This window comes from Amaricoccus sp., assembly GCF_017993425.1.
Lineage (GTDB): Bacteria > Pseudomonadota > Alphaproteobacteria > Rhodobacterales > Rhodobacteraceae > Amaricoccus.
In genome coordinates this window covers 16,043-36,956 of sequence record NZ_JAGOMQ010000036.1, presented here as the reverse complement: position 1 = coordinate 36,956, position 20,914 = coordinate 16,043, and the positions used below count along the sequence as shown (strand labels likewise).

18 protein-coding genes are annotated in these 20,914 nt (G+C 72.1%); 12 read left to right on the top strand and 6 right to left on the bottom strand.

The features are described from left to right. Positions 1–506 precede the first annotated feature (506 nt). The 5 genes from KBB57_RS15695 to KBB57_RS15675 all read right to left on the bottom strand — a co-directional run bounded on the left by KBB57_RS15695 (position 507) and on the right by KBB57_RS15675 (position 6,813). Positions 507–1,334, bottom strand: a complete 828-nt coding sequence (locus KBB57_RS15695) for a sulfite exporter TauE/SafE family protein (RefSeq protein ID WP_367272711.1) — start codon at positions 1,332–1,334, stop codon at positions 507–509. Between the two features lie 73 nt (positions 1,335–1,407). After that, on the bottom strand, positions 1,408–2,178 hold the full coding sequence (locus KBB57_RS15690) for an enoyl-CoA hydratase-related protein (protein WP_290752072.1): 771 nt from the start codon (positions 2,176–2,178) through the stop codon (positions 1,408–1,410). Positions 2,179–2,248: 70 nt separating this feature from the next. Beyond that, on the bottom strand, positions 2,249–2,995 hold the full coding sequence (locus KBB57_RS15685; RefSeq protein WP_290752069.1) for a TerC family protein: 747 nt from the start codon (positions 2,993–2,995) through the stop codon (positions 2,249–2,251). A gap of 283 nt (positions 2,996–3,278) precedes the next feature. Continuing rightward, complete coding sequence (rhaI, locus tag KBB57_RS15680; protein WP_290752066.1) at positions 3,279–4,553, bottom strand: L-rhamnose catabolism isomerase; 1,275 nt, start codon at positions 4,551–4,553, stop codon at positions 3,279–3,281. A 160-nt stretch (positions 4,554–4,713) separates the two neighbouring features. Next, positions 4,714–6,813, bottom strand: a complete 2,100-nt coding sequence (locus KBB57_RS15675) for a bifunctional rhamnulose-1-phosphate aldolase/short-chain dehydrogenase (protein WP_290752064.1) — start codon at positions 6,811–6,813, stop codon at positions 4,714–4,716. A 165-nt stretch (positions 6,814–6,978) separates the two neighbouring features. Between KBB57_RS15675 and KBB57_RS15670 the strand changes: the two genes are divergently transcribed. The 8 genes from KBB57_RS15670 (at position 6,979) to KBB57_RS15635 (ending at position 16,196) form a co-directional block, all read left to right on the top strand. Next, positions 6,979–7,779, top strand: a complete 801-nt coding sequence (locus KBB57_RS15670) for a DeoR/GlpR family DNA-binding transcription regulator (protein ID WP_290752062.1) — start codon at positions 6,979–6,981, stop codon at positions 7,777–7,779. 27 nt (positions 7,780–7,806) lie between these two features. Next, positions 7,807–8,793, top strand: coding sequence for a rhamnose ABC transporter substrate-binding protein (gene rhaS, locus KBB57_RS15665; protein ID WP_290752059.1), 987 nt, complete (start codon positions 7,807–7,809; stop codon positions 8,791–8,793). Between the two features lie 58 nt (positions 8,794–8,851). Next, positions 8,852–10,393: a sugar ABC transporter ATP-binding protein gene (locus KBB57_RS15660; RefSeq protein ID WP_290752077.1), complete on the top strand. Its 1,542-nt coding sequence runs from the start codon at positions 8,852–8,854 to the stop codon at positions 10,391–10,393. Positions 10,394–10,637: 244 nt separating this feature from the next. Continuing rightward, positions 10,638–11,618, top strand: a complete 981-nt coding sequence (locus tag KBB57_RS15655) for an ABC transporter permease (RefSeq protein ID WP_290752057.1) — start codon at positions 10,638–10,640, stop codon at positions 11,616–11,618. Positions 11,619–11,748: 130 nt separating this feature from the next. Then, a complete protein-coding gene (locus tag KBB57_RS15650; RefSeq protein ID WP_290752054.1) occupies positions 11,749–12,750 on the top strand; it encodes an ABC transporter permease in 1,002 nt (333 codons plus the stop codon). Positions 12,751–12,834: 84 nt separating this feature from the next. Continuing rightward, entirely contained in the window at positions 12,835–14,205 is a 1,371-nt protein-coding gene (locus KBB57_RS15645) for an FGGY family carbohydrate kinase (protein ID WP_290752052.1), read from the top strand. A gap of 79 nt (positions 14,206–14,284) precedes the next feature. Further along, on the top strand, positions 14,285–15,568 hold the full coding sequence (gene eno, locus KBB57_RS15640) for a phosphopyruvate hydratase (protein ID WP_290752049.1): 1,284 nt from the start codon (positions 14,285–14,287) through the stop codon (positions 15,566–15,568). Positions 15,569–15,581: 13 nt separating this feature from the next. Next, positions 15,582–16,196: a thiamine phosphate synthase gene (locus tag KBB57_RS15635; protein ID WP_290752047.1), complete on the top strand. Its 615-nt coding sequence runs from the start codon at positions 15,582–15,584 to the stop codon at positions 16,194–16,196. Positions 16,197–16,279: 83 nt separating this feature from the next. Here KBB57_RS15635 and KBB57_RS15630 read toward each other — a convergent pair whose 3' ends face one another. Next, the gene (locus tag KBB57_RS15630; RefSeq protein WP_290752044.1) at positions 16,280–17,191 is read right to left on the bottom strand and encodes an HAD-IIA family hydrolase; all 912 of its coding nucleotides are present in this window, start codon (positions 17,189–17,191) and stop codon (positions 16,280–16,282) included. 83 nt (positions 17,192–17,274) lie between these two features. Between KBB57_RS15630 and KBB57_RS15625 the strand changes: the two genes are divergently transcribed. The 4 genes from KBB57_RS15625 (at position 17,275) to KBB57_RS15610 (ending at position 20,797) form a co-directional block, all read left to right on the top strand. Then, positions 17,275–17,919, top strand: a complete 645-nt coding sequence (locus tag KBB57_RS15625; RefSeq protein WP_290752041.1) for a class II aldolase/adducin family protein — start codon at positions 17,275–17,277, stop codon at positions 17,917–17,919. Beyond that, positions 17,916–18,695: a DeoR/GlpR family DNA-binding transcription regulator gene (locus KBB57_RS15620; protein ID WP_290752038.1), complete on the top strand. Its 780-nt coding sequence runs from the start codon at positions 17,916–17,918 to the stop codon at positions 18,693–18,695. The genes KBB57_RS15625 and KBB57_RS15620 overlap by 4 nt, the downstream gene beginning before the upstream one ends. Before the next feature lie 129 nt (positions 18,696–18,824). Further along, positions 18,825–20,126 (top strand): iron-containing alcohol dehydrogenase, encoded by a 1,302-nt coding sequence (locus KBB57_RS15615; protein WP_290752036.1) that lies wholly within the window; start codon positions 18,825–18,827, stop codon positions 20,124–20,126. After that, positions 20,126–20,797 (top strand): hypothetical protein, encoded by a 672-nt coding sequence (locus tag KBB57_RS15610; RefSeq protein ID WP_290752034.1) that lies wholly within the window; start codon positions 20,126–20,128, stop codon positions 20,795–20,797. The genes KBB57_RS15615 and KBB57_RS15610 overlap by 1 nt, the downstream gene beginning before the upstream one ends. The last annotated feature ends 117 nt before the right edge of the window (positions 20,798–20,914 follow it).

Below are 20,914 nucleotides of genomic sequence, written 5' to 3'. Positions count from 1 at the left end.
GCTCCAGCCGTCGGCGCGGCGAAAGCCTTGCTTTCGCTTGTCGCGCCGCAGCATCGCGGGCAGAGCCCGCTTCGGTCGGGGGGAGCGACGCGGCCTCGGGCGGCGACCGGCTCCTGTCGTGCAGTGTCCACGAGGCCTGGCCTCGTGTCACACTGCACGACAGTGGAGAGGAAGCCCGGCCCGAGGCTGGCCGCGACGCCGACGCCCGACGGATTTGACCTGTGGCAAATCCGTCCGCGATCGCCCCTCGGGGGGCGAGCGCGATTCCGCGCTCGCCGGGGCGCTCACGGACGGATGGCGCGCGACGGAGAAATCGGCGCCCCTCACGGCTTCCGCGCCAACGCGCTCCAGCCGTCGGCGCGGCGAAAGCCGTGCTTTCGCCTGTCGCGCCGGGCCTCGCGGGCAAGCCCGCTTCGGTCGGTCGGTCGGCGCGCGCGCGCCCCGTGGACCCAGCAGAGCAGACAGGTGTCGTGCAGTGTGGGCCTCGTGCCACGAGGCCGCCGGACTCACCAGATCATCGCCGCCACGAACCGGGCGCAGACCGCGAGCAGGAACAGCCCGAACGCCACCTCCAGCGCCCGGCGCGACAGGGCGTGCGCCAGCCGGACCCCGAGCCGGGTGGTCAGCATCGAGGTCGGGATGGTGACGAGGAAGGCGAGCAGCGAGACATAGCCGATCGCGTCCGGCGGCAGCCCCGGCTTGCCCCAGCCCGCCGCCATGTAGCCGAGCGCGCCGGGGATCGAGATCAGGATCCCCACGCCCGCCGAGGTCGAGACGGCGTTGTGGATCGGAACCCCGTGCAGCGTCAGCACCAAATTGGACATCGCCCCGCCGCCCACGCCCATCAGCGAGCCGAGGAGCCCGATCACCACGCCGTAGACCCGGAGCGCCGCCCGCCCGGGCAGCCCGTCGCGCAGCTTCCATCCCCGCCCCCCGCTCAGAAGCCGCGCCGCGATCACCGCCGAGACCGCGATGAAGACCAGCTTGAAGAGGTCCGGGTTCGCATAGCGGGCGACCAGCGAGCCCGCCGCCACCCCGAGCACCACCGGCACGGCCCAGAGCTTCAGCAGCCCGACGTCCACCGTGCCGCGCAGGTAGTGCCCGCGCGCCGAGACGATGGCCGTCGGGATGATCACCGCGAGCGACGTCCCCACCGCCAGCGGCATCCGCACCGCCTCCGGATAGCCGAGCATCCCGAAGATCTCGAAGAACACCGGCACCGAGATCGCGCCGCCGCCGACCCCGAAGAGCCCGGCCAGCACCCCCACCACCGCGCCCGCCGCGAGGAGCGCCGCCACCAGCGTCGCGAGCGTGCCCGCGTCGAGCCCGTCGATCATCGGGGCCCCCTGCCCTGCCTCGTTCCCCGCCTTCGACCACGCCCCGCGCCCGGCCGCAAGGCGCGGCCCGCTACCGCCCCTCGAAACGCGGCGGCCGCTTCTCGAGGAAGGCCGCCACCGCCTCGCGGAAGTCCCGCGTCGCCCCGGCCTCGGCCTGCAGCTCCGCCTCGAGCGCGAGCTGCGTATCGAGGTCGTTCTCCATGCCCCGCCTCAGCCCCTGCTTGATCAGCCGGTAGGCCGCCGTCGGGCCCGCGGCGAGCTGGCGGGCCCGGGCGCCGACCACGTCGGCGAGATCCGCGTCCGCGACCGCCTGCCAGATCATCCCCCACTCCGCCGCCTGCCGCGCCGGAACCGGCTCGGCGAAGAGCGCCGCCCCCATCGCCCGCGCGAAGCCGACCTGCCGCGGCAGCCACCACGTGCCGCCGGCGTCGGGCGCGAGCCCGATCCGGGCGAAGGCCTGGATGAAGACGGCCGATTCCGCCGCGATCGCCACGTCGCAGCCGAGCGCGAGGTTCGCCCCCGCCCCCGCCGCCACGCCGTTGACCGCGGCCAGCGTCGGCACGGGGCAGGCGTAGATCGCCCGCAGCATCGGCTCGTATTCCTCGCGCAGGACCCGCCCGACCTCGAGCCCGGTCCCCGCCTCGCCGAGATCCTGCCCGGTGCAGAACGCCCGCCCCCGGCCGGTCAGCACCAGCGCCCGCGCCTCCGCGCCCGCCCGGCCGACCGCGTCGGCGATCTCGCGCCGCATCGCCCCGTTCAGCGCGTTGAGCCGGTCCTCGCGGGCGAGCGTCAGCGTGGCGACCCCCGCCTCGACGGCGTACTCGATCGTGTCGTAGCCCATCGCGGCCGTCCTCCCGGTTCCGCCGCGACCATAGCGGCCGGCGGCGTCGCCGGGAAAGCGCGACCTCGCGTCAGCGCCCGTCGCGGCCGCGCCGGGTCGCCTGGCGCGCCAGCATGTTCAGCCCCTCGACCAGCGCCGAGAACGCCATCGCCGAATAGATGTAGCCCTTCGGCACGTGGAACCCGAAGCCGTCGGCGATCAGCGTCGTGCCGATCATCAGCAGGAACCCGAGCGCCAGCATGACGATGGTCGGGTTCTTCTCGATGAAGTTCGCCAGCGGCGTCGCCGCGAGCAGCATCACCGTGATCGCGACGATCACCGCGATGTACATGATGGCGAGGTGCTCGGTCATGCCGACCGCGGTGATGATCGAATCGACCGAGAACACCAGGTCGAGCAGCAGGATCTGGAGGATCGCGCCCCCGAGCGTGACGTTGACCGCCTTGCCGACCATCTCGTCCTTGTGGTCGGTCGGGTCGACGGTGTGGTGGATCTCCTTCGTCGCCTTCCAGATCAGGAACAGGCCGCCGGCGATCAGGATCAGGTCCCGCCACGAGAAGCCGTGGCCGAACGCGGTGAAGACCGGCGCGGTCATCGCCACGATGTAGGAGATCGTGGCGAGCAGGATCAGCCGCATGATCAGCGCCGCGCCGATGCCGAGCCGCCGCGCCCTCACCCGGTGCTCGGGCGGCAGCTTGTTGGTCAGGATCGAGATGAAGATCAGGTTGTCGATGCCGAGCACGACCTCCATCGCCACCAGCGTGACCAGCGCAGCCCAGCCCTCGGGCGTGTACGCGAAGGCGAAGAAGTCTTGCATGGCCTCAGGGCCTCCTGTCCGGTTTCAGGGATCGGGACGCGCAGCCGCGGCCGGCCGCGTGTCGCGGTCGGTCGGCGCCGGGGCCGGAAAGCCGGGGCGGGGCCATGGGGCGCAGCGTCTCCTGGCCGCTTTCGGGGCGGTCCGGCGAGGCGCTGCGGCGAATGCACTCCTCCGGGAGCCGACGCCGAAGACGCCGCCTCTGGAGCCGAAACGCGGCGGGTCGCGTCGGGTTCCGCCGTTCCGGGAATTTTTTTCGACCCGGCGGCGGCGCCCCCGCGCGGGGCTACACGATCCCGCCGCCGCCGCCCGCCACCGCCGGACGCCGCGCGGCGACCTCGGCGCGATAGCCGGAGCGCCGGAACGCCGCCACCGGGTCGATCGCCGCGCCCTTGCCGGCCCGCGCCATGGCGAGGATCGGCTCGACGTCGGTGCGGAACGCCGCCTTCAGCGTCTGCGCCGCCATCAGCGCGTCGTTCTCCGCCTGGAACCCGTCGAGGGCGGCGCGGTCGACGAGGAGCGCCTGCACATAGGCCCGCTCGATCTCCATCGCGCTGGTCATCAGGCTCTCGATCGGGTCGGTGACGTTGTGGCTCTGGTCGATCATGTGCGCCGGATGGAAGCCGGGCGTCCCCGAGACCTCCGCATCGACCAGCTCGTTGAAGACGAGGAACAGCCGGAACGGGTCGATGGAGCCCGCATCCAGGTCGTCGTCGCCGTATTTCGAGTCGTTGAAATGGAAGCCGCCGAGCTTGCCCGCCCGGATCAGCCGCGACACGATCATCTCTATGTTGACGTTCGGCGCGTGGTGGCCGAGGTCGACGAGGCAGAACGCCTGCGGCCCCAGCGCCTCGGCGGCCATGTAGCTGGTGCCCCAGTCCTGCACGACGGTCGAATAGAACGCCGGCTCGTACATCTTGTGCTCGGTGAAGAGCCGCCAGTCCGCCGACAGCCCGGCATAGACCTCCGCCATCGCGTCCATGTAGCGGTCGAAGGTGCGGCCGAGATGGCTCTGGCCGGGGAAGTTCGAGCCGTCGCCGATCCATACGGTGAGCGCCTTCGAGCCGATCGCCTCGCCGATGGCGATGCAGTCGAGGTTGTGCGCGACCGCCTGCGCCCGCACCGCCGGGTCTGCGGCGCTGAGCGAGCCGAACTTGTAGCTGAGCTTCTGGCCGGGGCTGTCCTGGAAGGTGTTGGAGTTCATCGCGTCGAAGCCGAGGCCGAGCTCGCGCGCCTTTTCCCGCAGCGCCGCCGGGTCGGTGCGGTCCCAGGGGATGTGCAGCGACACGGTCGGCGTCGCGCCGGTCAGCCGGTGGATGACGGCGCAGTCCTCGAGCTTGTCGAAGACGTCGCGCGGCTCGCCCGGGCCGGGGAAGCGCGCGAAGCGGGTGCCCCCGGTGCCGACGCCCCAGGACGGCACGGCGACGCCGAAGGCGGCCGCCTTGTCGCGGATGCGGTCGATCTCGACGCCGCGGCGCGCCAGCCGCTCGCCGAGGGTCTCGTAGTCGCGGCGGAGCGCCTGCTCCTCGCTCAGGGTGGCGTCGATCAGCGTGTCCGGCATGGTTTCCTCCCCCGGGGCGCGGCTGGCGCCGCGCGGCCGCCTTTGCGGCCAGATCGAGCGCGCGGTGCGCGCAGTGGTTTCTTTGCTTGTTTTCCGCCTGTTGGCGGAAAACCGACTGCTCTCCAGGTAAGCTAACCTGAATGAAATCCTCTGCCGCGCCCTATCTGGTGAACGCCTGCACGTTGCCGGCGTCGACGTTGACGATGTTGCCGGTGGACTTGGCGGAGGCCTCCGAGGCGAAGAAGTAGGTCGCCTCGGCGATGTCCTCCGAGAAGACCGAGCGCTTCAGCAGCGAGCGCTGGCGGTACATCTCCTCCAGCCCCTCCTTGTCGGTCTTGTAGGTCGAGGCGCGCTGCTCCAGCCACTCGCCCTGCCAGATGCGCGAGCCGCGCAGCACCGCGTCGGGGTTGACCACGTTCACCCGGATCCCCGCCTCGGCGCCTTCGAGCGCCAGGCAGCGGGCGAGGTGGATCTCGCTCGCCTTCGCCGTGCAGTAGGCCGCCGCCCCCGGCGAGGCGGCGAGGCCGTTCTTCGAGGCGATGAACACCACCGACCCGCCGATGCCCTGCGCCCGCAGCATCCGGAATGCCTCGCGCGCGACGAGGAAGTAGCCGGTGGAGAGGATCGCCATGTTGCGGTCCCAGAGCGCCAGCGTGGTCTCCTCGACCGGCGCCGAGGAGGCGATGCCGGCGTTCGACACCACGATGTCGACGCCGCCGAAGGCGAGCGCCGTCTCGGCGTAGGCGCGCGCCACCGCCGCCTCGTCGGTGACGTTCATCTCGGCGGTGGCGATCACGTCGCGTCCGTGCCGCGCCACAAGCCCGGCGGAGGCCTCCACCAGCGCGTCCGCCGCGATGTCGGCGAGCATGACGCAGGCCCCCTCGCTCGCCAGCCGCTCGGCGATCGCCGCCCCGATGCCGCCCGCGCCGCCGGTGACCAGCACCACCCGCCCCGCGAGGCTCTTCGGCTTCGGCATCCGCTGGAGCTTCGCCTCCTCGAGCAGCCAGTACTCGATGTCGAAGGCCTCCTGCTCCGGCAGGCCGCGATACTCCGAGATCGCAGAAGCGCCACGCATCACGTTGATCGCGTTGACGTAGAACTCGCCCGAGATACGCGCCGTCGCCTTGTCCTTGGCGAAGGTGATCATCCCCACCCCCGGCACGAGATAGACCACCGCGTTCGGATCCCGCAGCGCCGGGCTGTCGGGGCGCCGGCAGCGCGCGTAATAGGCCGCGTAGTCGGCCCGATAGGCCTCCACCGCCGCCGGCAGGCCGGCCAGCGTCGCCTCCACGTCCGGGGCCTCCGGGTCGAAGTCCACCACCAGCGGCCGGATCTTCGTGCGCAGGAAATGGTCGGGGCAGCTCGTCCCCAGCGCCGCCAGCGGGCCCATGTCGCGCGACGCCACGAAGTCGAGCACCGCCGGCTGGTCGTCGAAATGCCCGACCATGCGGACCTCGCCGGACACCATGCCGCGGATCGCCGGCATCAGCCGCGCTGCTGTCGCCCGCCGCGCCTCCGCGTCGAGCGCCGGCCGCGCCACGCCGCCGAAGGCGGCGACGTCGGCCGTGCGCGCCTCCAGCCACTCGATCGCCCGGTTGATGATGGCGATCGTCGTCTCGTAGCAGCCCTTCGCGTCGTCGCCCCAGGTGAAGAGCCCGTGGCTCTCCAGCACCACGCCCTTCGCCTGCGGGTTCTCCAGGCAGAACCGCTCCAGCATCAGCCCGAGCTCGAAGCCCGGCCGCTTCCACGGCAGCCAGCCGATCTCGTCGCCGAAGATCTCCGCCGTCAGCGCCCGCGAATCGGCCGAGGCGGCGATGGCGATGATCGCGTCCGCGTGCATGTGGTCGACATGGGCGCGCGGCACGAAGGCGTGCAGCGGCGTGTCGATCGAGGCCGCCCGCGGGTTGAGGTCGAAGGTGCAGTGCGGCAGGTAGCCCACCATCTCGTCCTCGTGCGCGAGGCCGCGATAGAGCCCCTTCAGCGCGCGCAGCTTCTCCATGTAGAGCGTGGCGAAGCCGTCGAGCTTCATCGTGCCGACGTCGCCGCCCGAGCCCTTGACCCACAGGACCTCGACCTCCGCGCCCGTCAGCGGATCGCGGGCCAGGACCTTCGCCGAGGTGTTGCCGCCGCCGTAGTTGGTGATCCGCTTGTCCGCCCCGAGCAGGTTCGAGCGGTAGAGCAGGCGCTCCGGCTCGGTCATGCCCGCGGCCTTCGCGTCGTCCCAGAGATCGGCGAGCCGGTTGGGGTTGGCGTCGAGCATCGCATCCTCCCTTTTGCGCCCGAGCCATGCCTCCTCCCGGGCCCGCTTGTCAATCAGTTTCGATCATAGTCGCGCATGTTGCAGCGCAATATGAACGAACATGATCGAAACTGATTGACAGCACCGCCGCGCCGGTGGCATGTCGATCGCCTAGGGAGGCGCAGGATGCACGAGAAGGAACGGCATCGGCTCATCGTCGCGGCGGTGCAGGCACGGCCCGTCGTCACCGTCGCCGAGATGGTCGAGCTGACGGACTCGTCCGAGGCGACGATCCGCCGCGACATCGCCGCGCTCCACATGCAGAAGAAGCTGCGCCGCGTCCGCGGCGGCGCCGAGGCGATCTCGCCGCCGCAGTTCCCCGGCCTCGCCGGCCGCCCGTTCAGCCTCAACGAGACCGCCAACATCGCGCAGAAGAAGGCCATCGCCCGCGAGGCCGTGGCGCTCTGCGACGACGGCGACCCGATCATCGTCAACGGCGGCACGACGACGTTCCAGATGGTCTACCCGCTGGCCGCCCGCCGGCTGCAGATCCTGACCAACTCCTTCCCGATCGCCGAGCACCTGCTCAAGCATTCGCGCAACACCATCCTGCTCCCCGGCGGCACCATCTACCGCGAGCAGAACATCGTGCTCTCGCCGTTCGAGAACGACGTCACCCGCAACTTCTATGCGCGGCGCATGTTCATGGGGGCGCAGGGCCTCGGCCATCTCGGGCTGATGGAGGCCGATCCGCTGCTGATCCAGGCCGAGCAGAAGATGCTGAACCAGGCCGACGAGCTCGTCGTCCTCGTCGACGCGACGAAGTTCGAGCGCCGCTCCAGCCTCATCCTCTGCGGGCTGGAGCGCATCGCCGTCGTCGTCACCGACGACCGCGTCGGCGACGCCGCCGCCGCCATGCTGGAGGCTGCCGGCGTGCGGCTCGTGGTCGCGGCGCCGGAGGCCGCCCCGGCCGCGCAGGCCGGCTAGAGAACAAATCCGCTCAGGGAGGAAATCATGAGCATCTGGAAGACCCTTCTCGCCACCGCCGCCGTCGCCGCGGCCTTCGCCGCCCCGGGGCTGGCGCAGACGCGCATCGCGCTGGTGCCGAAGGCGCTCGGCATCGGCTTCTTCGAGGCCGCCGCCAAGGGCGCCGAGGAGGCGGCCAAGGAGCTCGGCGACGTCGAGATCATCTATACCGGCCCGACCGACACCACCGCCGAGGGCCAGATCGAGGTGGTGAACGCGCTGATCGCGCAGGGCGTCGACGCCATCGCCATCTCCGCCAACGACCGCGACGCCCTGGTCCCGGCGCTGAAGAAGGCGATGGACCGCGGCATCACCGTCATCTCGTGGGATTCCGGGGTCGCGCCCGAGGGCCGGGAGATGCAGCTCAACCCCTCGTCGAGCCCGCTGATCGGCAACATGATCATCAAGCTCGCCGCCGACCACCTGCCCGACGGCGGCGACGTCGCGGTGCTCTCGGCCTCGGCCACCGCCACGAACCAGAACACCTGGATCGAGGAGATGAACAAGGTCAAGGGGAACTACCCCGGCATCAACGTGGTCACGACGGTCTATGGCGACGACCTCGCCGACAAGTCCTACCGCGAGACGCAAGGCCTGATGGCGACCTACCCCGATCTCAAGGCGATCATCGCGCCGACCTCGGTCGGCATCGTCGCCGCGGCGCAGGCGGTCACCGACGCCGGCAAGATCGGCCAGATCAACGTCACCGGGCTCGGGCTGCCGTCGGAGATGGCCGCCTTCGTCGAGAACGGCGCAAGCCAGTCCTTCGCGATCTGGAACCCGATCGACCTCGGCTATTCCGCCACGATGATCGCCTACAACCTCGCCACCGACAAGGCCGAGGCCAAGGCCGGCGGCACCATCCCGATGGGGCGCATGGGCGAGGTGAAGCTCGACGACAACCTCGAGGGCGCGATGGCCGACCCCTTCGTCTACGACAAGTCGAACATCGAGGCGTTCAAGTCGATCTTCTGACGACCCCTCCGCCTCCCGGGCCCGCGCGCCCGGGAGGCGCCCACGGATGGATCCCGCCATGCTCGCCGCCCGCGACCTCGCGCCAAAAGCCGCGCCCGACGCCGCCCTGCCCGTGCTCGCGCTCGACGGCGTCTCCAAGAGCTTCCCCGGCGTGCGCGCCCTCGACGGCGTGCGCCTCGCGCTCTACCCGGGCCAGGTCACCGCGCTCGTCGGCGAGAACGGCGCCGGCAAATCGACCATCGTCAAGATCCTGACCGGCATCTACCAGCCCGACGAAGGCGCCATCACGCTCGACGGCGCGCCGGTCCGCTTCCCGACGCCGCACGCCGCCTCCGACGCCGGGGTAACCGCCATCCACCAGGAGACGGTGCTCTTCGACGACCTCACGGTCGCGGAGAACATCTTCCTTGGCCACGCGCCCCGGGGCCGCCTCGGGCTGATCGACTGGGCGCGGATGAACGCCGACGCGAGCGCCATGCTCGCCCGGGTCGGGGCGGCCGTCGACCCGCGCACGCCGCTCCGCGACCTCGGCATCGCCAACAAGCACCTCGTGGCCGTCGCCCGCGCCCTCTCCATCGACGCCCGCGTCGTCATCATGGACGAGCCGACCGCCGCGCTCAGCCACAAGGAGATCGCCGAGCTCTTCGAGCTGGTCGAGCGGCTGAAGGCGCAGGGCAAGGCCATCCTCTTCATCAGCCACAAGTTCGACGAGATCTTCCGCATCGCGGACCGCTGGACGGTGTTCCGCGACGGCCGCCACGTCGGCGACGGGATGATGGCCGACGTCACCGAGGCCGAGTTGGTCCGCCTGATGGTCGGCCGCTCCATCGACGCGATCTTCCCCGCCCGCGCCCGCGCCCCCGGCGCCGAGGTCCTCCAGGTCGTCGGCTACTCCCACCCGACCGAGTTCGCCGACATCGGCTTCACCTTGCGCGCCGGAGAGATCCTCGGCTTCTACGGCCTCGTCGGCGCCGGGCGGTCGGAGTTCATGCAGTCCCTCTTCGGCGTCACCAGACCCTCGAAGGGCGTCGCGAAGATCGACGGCCGCATCGCGGTGATCCGCTCGCCCGCCGAGGCGATCGCCCGCGGCGTCGTCTACGTGCCCGAGGACCGCGGCCTGCAAGGCGCGATCCGGCCGCTGCCGATCTACCAGAACATCACGCTGCCCTCGCTTTCGCGAACCTCGCGCCGCGGCTTCCTGCGGATGGCCGAGGAGTTCCGGCTCGCCCGCGACTACGCCACCCGGCTCGAGCTGCGCGCCGCCGCGCTCGACCAGGAGCTCGGCCAGCTCTCGGGCGGCAACCAGCAGAAGGTGGTGATCGCCAAGTGGCTGGCCACGAAGCCCCGTGTCATCATCCTCGACGAGCCGACCAAGGGCATCGACATCGGCTCCAAGGCCGCCGTCCACGAGTTCATGGCCGAGCTCGCCGCCGCCGGCCTCGCCGTCATCATGGTCTCGTCGGAAATCCCCGAGATCCTCGGCATGTCCGACCGCGTGATCGTCATGCGCGAGGGCCGCGTCGTCGGGGAATACGACCGCGACGGCCTGACGCCGGAAACGCTCGTCCGCGCCGCCGCCGGGCTGGAGGAGGCGGCGTGATGGGGCGCGCGCCTGCCTGCCCCTTGGCAGGCGCGTTACCGCGCCAGCCCAGGCAGGCGCGCGCGGATTGGCGCGCAACGGGACAGCTCGGCGCCCCTCGCCCCTCCGCGCCAACGCGCTCCGGGGCGACGCCCTGCGCGACGCAATGCGTCGCTTTCGCAGGGCGAAGAGCCCCACGGCCCGGCCGTCCGGCCAACGACCCCCAAGCCTTCCGTCTCCTTCCGCTCACCCAAAGGCCCGCCTGATGGACCGCGCCCTCAAGTCCCGCGAGATCCTGCTCGCCGGCGCCATCCTGGCGCTGATCCTGCTCATCTCCACCCGCTTCCCCGCCTTCGCGCGGCCGGCGAACCTCGCCAACGTGTTCAACGACACGTCGATCCTTATCGTGCTCGCCCTCGGCCAGATGGCGGTGATCCTGACCAAGTGCATCGACCTCTCCGTCGCCGCCAACCTCGCGCTGACCGGCATGGTCGTCGCCATGCTGAACCAGGCCTTCCCCGGCGCGCCGGTCCTCGGGCTCCTCGCGCTCGCCCTCGTCCTCGGCGCCGCCCTCGGGGCGGTCAACGGCCTCCTCGTCTGGCGGCTGGAGATCCCGCCCATCGTCGTCACCCTCGGCACGCTCACCATCTACCGCGGGCTGATCTTCGTCCTCTCCGGCGGCGAGTGGATCAACGCCCACGAGATGAGCCCGGCCTTCAAGGCGCTGCCCCGCACGCTCCTCCTCGGCCTGCCGCTCCTCTCGTGGATCGCCGTCCTCGTCGTCGTCGCGGTCTGGCTCCTCGTCACCCGCACCGCGCTCGGCCGCGCCTTCTACGCCGTCGGCGGCAACCCCCACGCCGCCGCCTATGCCGGCATCGACGTCGGCCGCACCCGCTTCGCCGCCTTCGTGCTCTCCGGCGCCCTCGGCGGCCTCTGCGGCTACCTCTGGGTCGCCCGCTACGCCGTCGCCTATGTCGACATCGCGGCGGGCTTCGAGCTCGACGTCATCGCCGCCTGCGTCATCGGCGGCGTCTCCATCGCCGGCGGCGTCGGCTCGGTCGCCGGCGCGGTGATGGGCGCGCTCTTCCTCGGCGTCATCAAGAACGCGCTGCCCGTCGTCAACATCTCGCCCTTCTGGCAGCTCGCCATCTCCGGCGCCGCGATCATCGTCGCCGTCGCCGTCAACGCCCGCGCCGAGCGCCGCAAGGGCCGGGTGATCCTCAAGTCCGCGGAAGCCGCGGCATGACCCCGCCTCCCCCCGTCCCGGGGGCACGCAACAGCACCGCGGGCGCCTTCGCCCCCACGCCGACCGCCCGTCCGCCGCGCCCGGCGCGGCCCGCCCGCATCCCTTCCCGCATCCCAGCCCGGAGGCCCCGATGACCGCCGCCCCCGACGCCCCGCGCCTCATCCCCGACCGCCTGCATTCCCGCGCCTGGCGCGCCGTCCGCTCGTGGGAGGCGCTGCTCCTCGCCGTCGCCCTCGCGGTCTTCGTCGCCAACAGCCTCGCCTCGCCCTATTTCCTCAACGCTTGGAACCTCTCCGACGCGACCTTCAACTTCACCGAGAAGGCGATGATCGCCTTCCCCATGGCGCTCCTCGTCATCGCCGGCGAGATCGACCTCTCCGTCGCCGCCATCATCGCGCTCGCCTCCACCGCCATGGGCGCCGCCGCCCAGGCCGGCGTCCCCACCCCCGGCCTCGTCCTGATCGGGCTCGCCACCGGCCTCGCCTGCGGCGCCGTCAACGGAACCCTCGTCACCCGCATGGGCCTGCCCTCCATCGTGGTGACCATCGGCACGATGAGCCTCTTCCGCGGCGTCGCCTACATCGTCCTCGGCGACCAGGCCTATACCGGCTACCCGCCCGCCTTCGCCTTCTTCGGCCAGGGCTACGTCTGGTGGGTGCTCTCCTTCGAGCTCACGCTCTTCGCCGCCCTGGCGCTCGCCTTCGCCGTCCTCCTCCACGCCACCTCCTTCGGCCGCACCATCTACGCCATCGGCAACAACCCGACCGCCGCGCTCTTCTCCGGCGTCCGCGTCCCCCGCGTGAAGTTCCTGCTCTTCCTGATGACCGGCCTGATGTCCGGCGTCGCCGCCGTCTGCCTCACCTCCCGCCTCGGCTCGACCCGGCCCTCGATCGCCTTCGGCTGGGAGCTCGAGATCGTCACCATGGTCGTCCTCGGCGGCGTCTCGATCCTCGGGGGCGCGGGCTCGATCCCCGGCGTCGTCATCGCCGCCCTCGTCCTCGGCATGGTCACCTTCGGCTTCGGCCTCCTCAACGTGCCGGGCATCGTCATGTCGATCTTCATCGGCCTCCTGCTCATCGCGGTGATCGCGCTGCCCCGCCTCGCCGCGCGCCTGCCCCGTCGCCGGGCCTGAGCCTGTGGATAACTGCCCCGTTAACTCTTTTATCAAGCCATCCCAGAGACTTGGCTCGCATCCCACTGTGGGACGTTCTCCCGCATGACCCCGCCGCCCCGCCACATCCTCGTCGTCGACATCGGCAAGACCAACGCCAAGCTGGCGCTGGTCGACGTCGCGACCCTGACCGAGACCGCCGCCCGGACGACGCCGAACCGCCCCCTGCCCGGGCCGCCCTACCCCCACGCCGACATCGACGGGCTCTGGTCCTTCCTGCTCGCCGGCATCGCCGAGCTGAACGCCGGGCGCCGGATCGACGCCATCGTGGTCACCACCCACGGCGCCGCCGCGGCGCTCCTCGACGCCGCGGGCGAGCTCGCGCTGCCGGTCCTCGACTACGAGCATCCCGGCCCCGACGCCCTCGCCGCCGCCTACGACGCCGCCCGCCCGCCCTTCGCCGAGACCGGCACGCCCCGCCTCCCCCTCGGCCTCAACCTCGGCGCCCAGCTCTTCTGGCAGGCCCGCGCCTTCCCCGACGCCTTCGCCCGGGCCGCGACCATCCTGCCGTATCCGCAATACTGGGCCTTCCGCCTCTCTGGCGTCGCCGCCTCCGAGGCGACCTCGCTCGGCTGCCACACCGATCTCTGGAACCCCGCCGCCCGCGCGCCCTCCTCGCTCGCCGTCGCCGAGGGCTGGGCCGCCCGCCTTGCGCCGCTCCGCCCCGCCGCCGACCGCCTCGGCCCGGTCACGCCGGAGGTCGCCGCCGCCACCGGCCTCGCCCCCGACACCCCGGTCTTCTGCGGCATCCACGATTCCAACGCCTCGCTGCTGCCGCACCTCCTCGCCCGCCCCGCCCCCTTCGCGGTCGTCTCCACCGGCACCTGGGTGATCGCCATGGCCGTCGGCGGCCGCCGCGTCGCCCTCGACCCGGCCCGCGACACCCTGATGAACGTCGACGCCACCGGCGCCCCCGTCCCCTCCGCCCGCTTCATGGGCGGCCGCGAGCGCGAGATCGCCGCCGCCGGCCGCGCCGTCGAGGCGAGCCCGGCCGACCTCGCCGCCGTCCTCGCCTCGGGGACCATGCTCCTGCCCGCCCTCGAGCCCGGCTCCGGCCCCTTCCAGGGCCGCGCCGCCGCCTGGACCGCCGAGCCCGCGACCGACGGCCAGCGCGCCGCCGCCGTCTCGCTCTACCTCGCGCTGGTGACCGCGACCTGCCTCGACGCCATCGGCGCCGCGGGTCCCACCCTGGTCGAGGGCCCGTTCGGCGCGAACCCCGCCTTCCTCGCCATGCTCGCCGCCGCCACCGCCCGGCCCGTGCTCCTGCCCGCCGCCGGCGGCACCGGCACCAGCGTCGGCGCCGCCCTCCTTGCCGCGCCCGACGCCCGCCCCGCCGCCGCGCGCCCGACCTCGCTCCCGGCGGACGCGGCTGGCCTCGCCGCCTACGCCGCCGCCTGGCGGGCCGCCGTCGCCTGAGCCCGCCCGCGCAATTTCCAGTTCCGCGCCGGCCCGCCATCCGCTAAAGGCTCACCCGAACCGCTTTCGGGGGAGCACCATGTCGGTCATCATTGACGTCGTCGCGCGGGAGATCCTGGACAGCCGGGGCAACCCGACGGTCGAGGTGGACGTCCTGCTGGAGGATGGCTCCCTCGGCCGCGCCGCCGTGCCCTCCGGCGCGTCGACCGGCGCCCACGAGGCGGTCGAGCTGCGCGACGGCGACAAGAAGCGCTACGGCGGCAAGGGCGTGCTCGGCGCCGTCGAGGCGGTGAACGGCGCCATCTGCGACGCGCTCACCGGGCTCCGCGCCACCGACCAGGTCCATGTCGACCGCATCCTGAACGAGCTCGACGGCACCGCCAACAAGGGCCGCCTCGGCGCCAACGCCATCCTCGGCGTCAGCCTCGCCGCCGCCAAGGCCGCCGCCACCAGCCTCGGCGCGCCGCTCTACCGCTACGTCGGCGGCGTCTCCGCCCGCGTGCTGCCGGTGCCGATGATGAACATCATCAACGGCGGCCAGCACGCCGACAATCCGATCGACATCCAGGAATTCATGGTGATGCCGGTCGGCGCCGAGTCCCTGCGCGAGGCGGTGCGCATCGGCGCCGAGGTGTTCCACGCGCTGAAGAAGGGCCTGCACGACGCCGGCCACAACACCGCCGTCGGCGACGAGGGCGGCTTCGCCCCCAACCTCTCCTCGACCCGCGACGCGCTCGACTTCATCATGCGCTCGATCGAGAAGGCCGGCTACCGCCCCGGCGAGGACGTCTACCTCGCGCTCGACTGCGCCGCGACCGAGTACTTCAAGGACGGCAAGTACGACATCTCCGGCGAGGGCAAGATCCTGACGCCCGCCGAGAACGCCGCCTATCTCGCCGCGCTCGTCGACAGCTATCCGATCATCTCGATCGAGGACGGCATGTCCGAGGACGACTGGGAGGGCTGGAAGCTGCTGACCGATCAGCTCGGCGGCCGCTGCCAGCTCGTCGGCGACGACCTCTTCGTCACCAACACCGAGCGGCTCTCCCGCGGCATCGAGGCCGGGGTGGCCAACTCGATCCTCGTCAAGGTGAACCAGATCGGCTCGCTGACCGAGACGCTGGCCGCCGTCGACATGGCGCACCGGGCCGGCTACACGGCCGTCATGTCGCACCGCTCGGGCGAGACCGAGGATGCGACGATCGCCGACCTCGCCGTCGCGACGAACTGCGGCCAGATCAAGACCGGCTCGCTCTCGCGCTCCGACCGGCTCGCGAAATACAACCAGCTGATCCGGCTCGAGGAGGATCTCGGCGACGACGCGATCTTCGCCGGCCGGTCGATCCTCAAGCGCCGGGGCTGAGCGCGGCCCGCCCATGGCCGAGCCGCGGCTCTACCTGGTCACGCCGCCGATCCTGACGCTGGAGCCGTTCGGCGAGCTGCTCGCAAGGCTGCTCGACGCGGTCGAGGTCGCCTGCGTGCGCCTGTCGCTCGCCACGGCCTCCGAGGACGAGCTGACCCGCGCGGCCGACGCGCTGCGCGCGGTCTGCCACGCCCGCGACGTGCCGCTGGTGGTCGCGGAGCATTACCGCCTGGCGGCGCGGCTGGGGCTCGACGGGGTCCACCTCGCCGACGGCCCCCGGCGGGTGCGCGCGGCGCGGGAGGCGCTGGGGGCGAACGGGATCGTGGGGGCGCACGCCCGCGCCTCGCGCCACGACGGCATGACCGCGGCCGAGATCGGCGCCGACTACGTCGCCTTCGGCCCGGTCGAGGCCGGCGTCCTCGGCGACGGGGTGACCGCGCCCTTCGAGCTCTTCGAGTGGTGGTCCGAGATGATCGAGACCCCCGTCGTCGCCGAAGGCGGCCTCACCCTCCCGCTCGCCGCCACGCTGGCGCCGGTCGCCGACTTCCTCGCCCTCGGCGCCGAGATCTGGGACCACCCCGACGGGCCCGAATCCGCGCTGCGCGCCTACGCCGCCCTGACCTCCTGAACGGGTCCGGCGCCGTTAACTCGGAGTTTCGGGTTTATCTATCGAAATCAATCTGATGATTGGCATCAACGTGTGCGAAGCCTTCAGGGCCGCTCCAGCAAGAAGTCCGGCGCGAGCCTCGACGCCCGGATCGCCGGGCCCGGATCCACGCCGCTCCAGAAGCCCCAGCCGGTGACCAGCGCGGCCGCCACCCCGGCCACCCGCGCCCCCAGCACGTCCGTGTGGAGGCTGTCGCCCACCATCACCACCCGGCTCCGGTCGACCTGCCCGAGCCGCTCGAAGGCCATCGCGTAGACATCCGGAAACGGCTTGCCGTAGAACCTCGGCACGACCGGCGTCCGGTCGGCGCAGAGATGCGCGAACCGGCCCGGCTCGATGGTGAAGCCCGCCTCGCGTGGCGCCACGATGTCCGGGTTGCCGACCAGCACCGGCCGAGGGTCCCGCGCCAGCGCCGCCTCGAGCCGGGCCTGCCGCGCCAGCGTCCAGCCGCCGCTGCCGAGCAGGAGGAAGCCCTCGGCCTCGGCGTAGGGCGCGGCGTCGTCGCCGAGCGGGAGCAGCGCCTTGCCCGGAATGTCGGCGAGGCTCGCGCCTTCGGGGATCATCACTCCCCAGCGCCGCGCCGCCTGCCCCGCCAGCGCCGCCCGCAGCGCGTCGCGGCTGGAGATCACCTCGTCGGCCGCGAAATCGTAGCCGAGCCGGCGATACTTCGCGACCAGCTCCCCCGTCGGGAAGCTCGCCGCGTTCGTCAGCACGATCATCCGCTTGCCCGAGGCGCGCAGCCCGCGCAGCCGCTCGACGACCCCGGGAATCGCGGTCTCCCCGATGTTGAGCACCCCGAAGGCGTCGAGCAGGAACACGTCGAACTGCCCCGCCAGCGCATCGAGGCTCGCCGCCGCCCGGCACGCGCCCGCGACCGGCGGCGGCGCGGGAAGGCGGGACCGGACGGATTCGTAGGCGGCGAAGGCCTCGGCGGGGGTCAGGTCGGGGGCGTCCATGGCGGGCATCGCAGATCGGGGATTGTTGCAGATCAGAAGATGGCATAGGCTGAATGTTGTCAATGCAACATCCGAGGGCGGGCATGGGCGGGGAGTGGGCGGCAAGGAATTCGATCGTCGAGGCGTGCCGGCGGATGAATGCGCTCGGGATCAACCAGGGGACCTCCGGCAATATCTCGGTGCGCTGGCGGGACGGGCTGCTGATCTCTCCGTCGGGCGTCGACTATGCCGGGATGACGGCGCATGACGTCGTGTTCCTCCGGTATGACGGCAGCTACCAGGGTGACGTGAAACCGTCATCCGAATGGCGGTTCCATGCCGCGATCATCGAGCGCAAGCCCGAGGTGGGGTCGGTGGTGCATACCCACGCGATCTATTGCACCACGCTGGCGATCCGCGGGATGGGCATCCCGGCGGTCCACTACATGGTGGCGGCGGCCGGCGGCCCGGACATTCCCTGCGTGCCCTACGTGACCTTCGGGACGCGCGAGCTTGCGGACCTCGTGGTGGAGGCGCTGAGGGAGCGGGCGGCCTGCCTGCTGGCGAACCACGGGATGATCGCGACCGGGCCGGACCTGCGGAAGGCGCTGTGGCTGGCGGTGGAGGTGGAGACGCTGGCGCGGCAATACTTCAACGCGCTGCTGATCGGCGGCCCGAACGTGCTGACGGACGCGCAGATCGTCGCTACGCAGCGGCGCTTCGAGAGCTACGGGCAGGGCCGCGGATGACGCTGGCCAAGACGGCGCGGCAGGAGCGGATCCTCGAGCAGTTCCGCGCGAACCCGAGCATCCGGCTCGGGAGCCTCGCCGACCGCTTCGCGGTGACCAAGGAGACGATCCGGCGCGACATCGACGATCTGGCGTCGCGCGGGTTGCTGGCGCGCACCTATGGGGGCGCCGTCGCCTCGCCGATGAACGCCGAGCCGGGGCTGAGCGAGCGCGAGCTGGTCAACCCCGACGGGCGGCGGCGGATGGCGCGGGTGGCGGTCGGGCTGCTCGCGGGGTGCGCGATCGTGATGGTCGACGCCGGATCGACGGCGGCGCATGTCTGCGAGGCGCTGGCGGCGGCCGTGCCGCGCGGTGGGCGGGTGCGGCTGACGGCGATCACCAACAGCCTGCGCCACGCGGCGCTGCTCGGGGCCAACCCGGCGATCCGGGTCATGCTGGCCCCGGGGGATTTCGACCCGCGGGAGAACGCGGTCTTCGGGCAGCACACGGTGGACTTCCTCGGGCGCTTCCGCGCCGACGCGGCGGTGACGAGCGCCGGGGGCGTCGCCGACGGCGCGGCGTCGGACGCCAATTCCGAGGCGGTGGCGGTGAAGCGGGCGATGATGGCGCAGGCCTCGGCCAGCCTGCTGATCGCCGACCGGGGCAAGTTCGGGGTGGTGCAGTTCGAGCGGATCGCGGGGCTCGCGGAGTTCACCCATCTGGTGACGGACGCGGCCGATCCGCCGGGGTTCGAGGCGGGCCGGGCGGGGCCGGCGTTGCACGTCGCGGCGGATTGAGGAGGCGGGCGGACCGATGCGCGCAAGCGGACGCCAGGCAAATGCGATGCGGCCGACGCGGGCCGGGGCGGGTGGATCGTCGTATCGGGTGTTGGAGACACAACATCCCCGGCGGGTCGGAGGGCTGTGATGGCGCTTGGCGGGAAGATCGACGCGCTGCTGCGCGGGACGTATGTGGACCGCGAGACCGGGGAGAGGATCGGCGTCGCGACCCGGTCGCTGGCGATCGAGCGCTCGCTCGACGGCATGGAGGCGGAGCTGGTCCGCGGGCTCGGCTTCGGGCGGCGGGTGGCGGTGGTGTCCGACCCGACGACGCACGAGGTGCTGGGGGCGCGGGTCGAGCGGGCGATCGCGGGGGCGCACGAGGTCCGATCGGTGGTGCTCGAGGCCGGCGTCCATCCCGACGACGCGGCGGTGGCGCGGGTCCGGGCGGCGACGGCGGGGGACGACGCGCTGATCGCGGTCGGGTCGGGGACGATCAACGACATCGGCAAATATGCGAGCGCGCTCGACGGCAAGCCTTATGCGGTCTTTGCGACGGCGCCGTCGATGAATGGCTTCGTGTCGCTGAACGCGGCGATCACCGTGCATGGGCACAAGCTGTCGCTGCCGGCGCAGGCGCCGGCGGGGGCGTTCTTCGATTTGCGCGTCCTCGGGGCGGCGCCGGCGCGGCTGCTCCGTGCCGGGCTCGGCGACAGCCTGTGCCGGACGACGGCGCAGGCTGACTGGCTGATGGCGCATCTGCTCCTCGACACGCCCTATCGCGCGCTGCCGTTCGACCTGCTCGCCGAGGACGAGGGGCCGCTGTTCGACGGGGCGGCGGCGCTGATGCGGGGCGATCCGGAGATCGTCGAGCGGCTGGTGAGCACGCTGCTGCTCGCCGGGTTCGGGACGGCGATCGTCGGCAACAGCCAGCCGGCGAGCCAGGGGGAGCACCTGGTCAGCCATTTCATCGACATGTTCGCCGACCATGACCGGCCGCTGGTCTTCCACGGCGAGCAGGTCGGCGTCACCACGCTGTCGGTGGCGCGGTTGCAGGAGCGGATGCTGGAGGAACGGCCGCGGTTCAAGGCGGACGCGGCGACGGAGGCGGAGTTCGTCGGGCGCTACGGCGCGGAGCTCGGGGCGTCGTGCTGGGCGGCCTACCGGCAGAAGCGGCTCGACGCGGGTCGGGCGGAGGCGCTGAATGCGCGGGCAGCCGAGCGGTGGGACGACATTCGCGAGAAGGTGGCGGCGGTGCTGCTGCCGTCGCGGCATCTGGAGAGCGTGCTGCGGGCGGCCGGGGCGGATGTGGCGCCGGAGGCGATCCATCTCACGCGAGGGTTCTACGAGCGGGCCTTGCTCAGGGCGCGCGAGATTCGGGAGCGGTACACCTGCCTCGACCTCGCCGGGGACACCGGGCGGCTCTCAGGCCTGGCGGGGGCGCTGTGATGGACTTCATCTTCATGCTGACGCGCGACGACCGCACGGTGGACGACTGCCTGGAGCTCGTCGAGGAGATCGCCCCGCTCGGGCTCGGGCATATCGGCTTCAAGGACGTGGGCGTCGATTTCGCGACGCTGCGGGCGCTCGACGCGGCGATCAAGGCGACCGGGGCGATGAGCTACATGGAGGTGGTCTCGACCTCGCGCGCGGCGGAGCTGCGCTCGGTCGAGGTGGCCCGCGAGATCGGGGTCGACCGGCTGCTCGGCGGCACCGCCGTCGGCGAGGCCTTGGCGCTGCTCGGCGGGCGGACGGCGTATTTTCCGTTTCCCGGGCGGCCCGAGGGGCATCCGACCCGGCTCGGGGGGACGCCCGCCGAGGTGGAGGCGCAGGCGGCGCGGTTCGTGGCGATGGGCTGCGCGGGGTGCGACCTGCTCGCCTATCGCGCGACGGAGGCGGACCCGATCGAGCTGGTGCGCGCGGCGCGGCGCGGGCTCGGCGAGGCGACGCTGATCGTCGCGGGATCGGTGGCGGGCAAGGACCGCATCCGGGCGCTGGCGGAGGCCGGAGCGGACGGGTTCACCATCGGCACGGCGGTGTTCAGCGGCGCCTACAGCCCGCACAAGGGCTCGATCCGCTCGCAGCTCAAGGACATCCTCGCGGACTGCGCCGCGGTGTGACGGCCGTGCCGCGCCGGGGGGGAAGCGGCGGAGGCTTTGGGGGCCTAACACGCGTGATAGGCGAGCAAGCATTTGAAATACATGTGATAATGGAGTAGCGTCGCTCTGGCTCCGGCC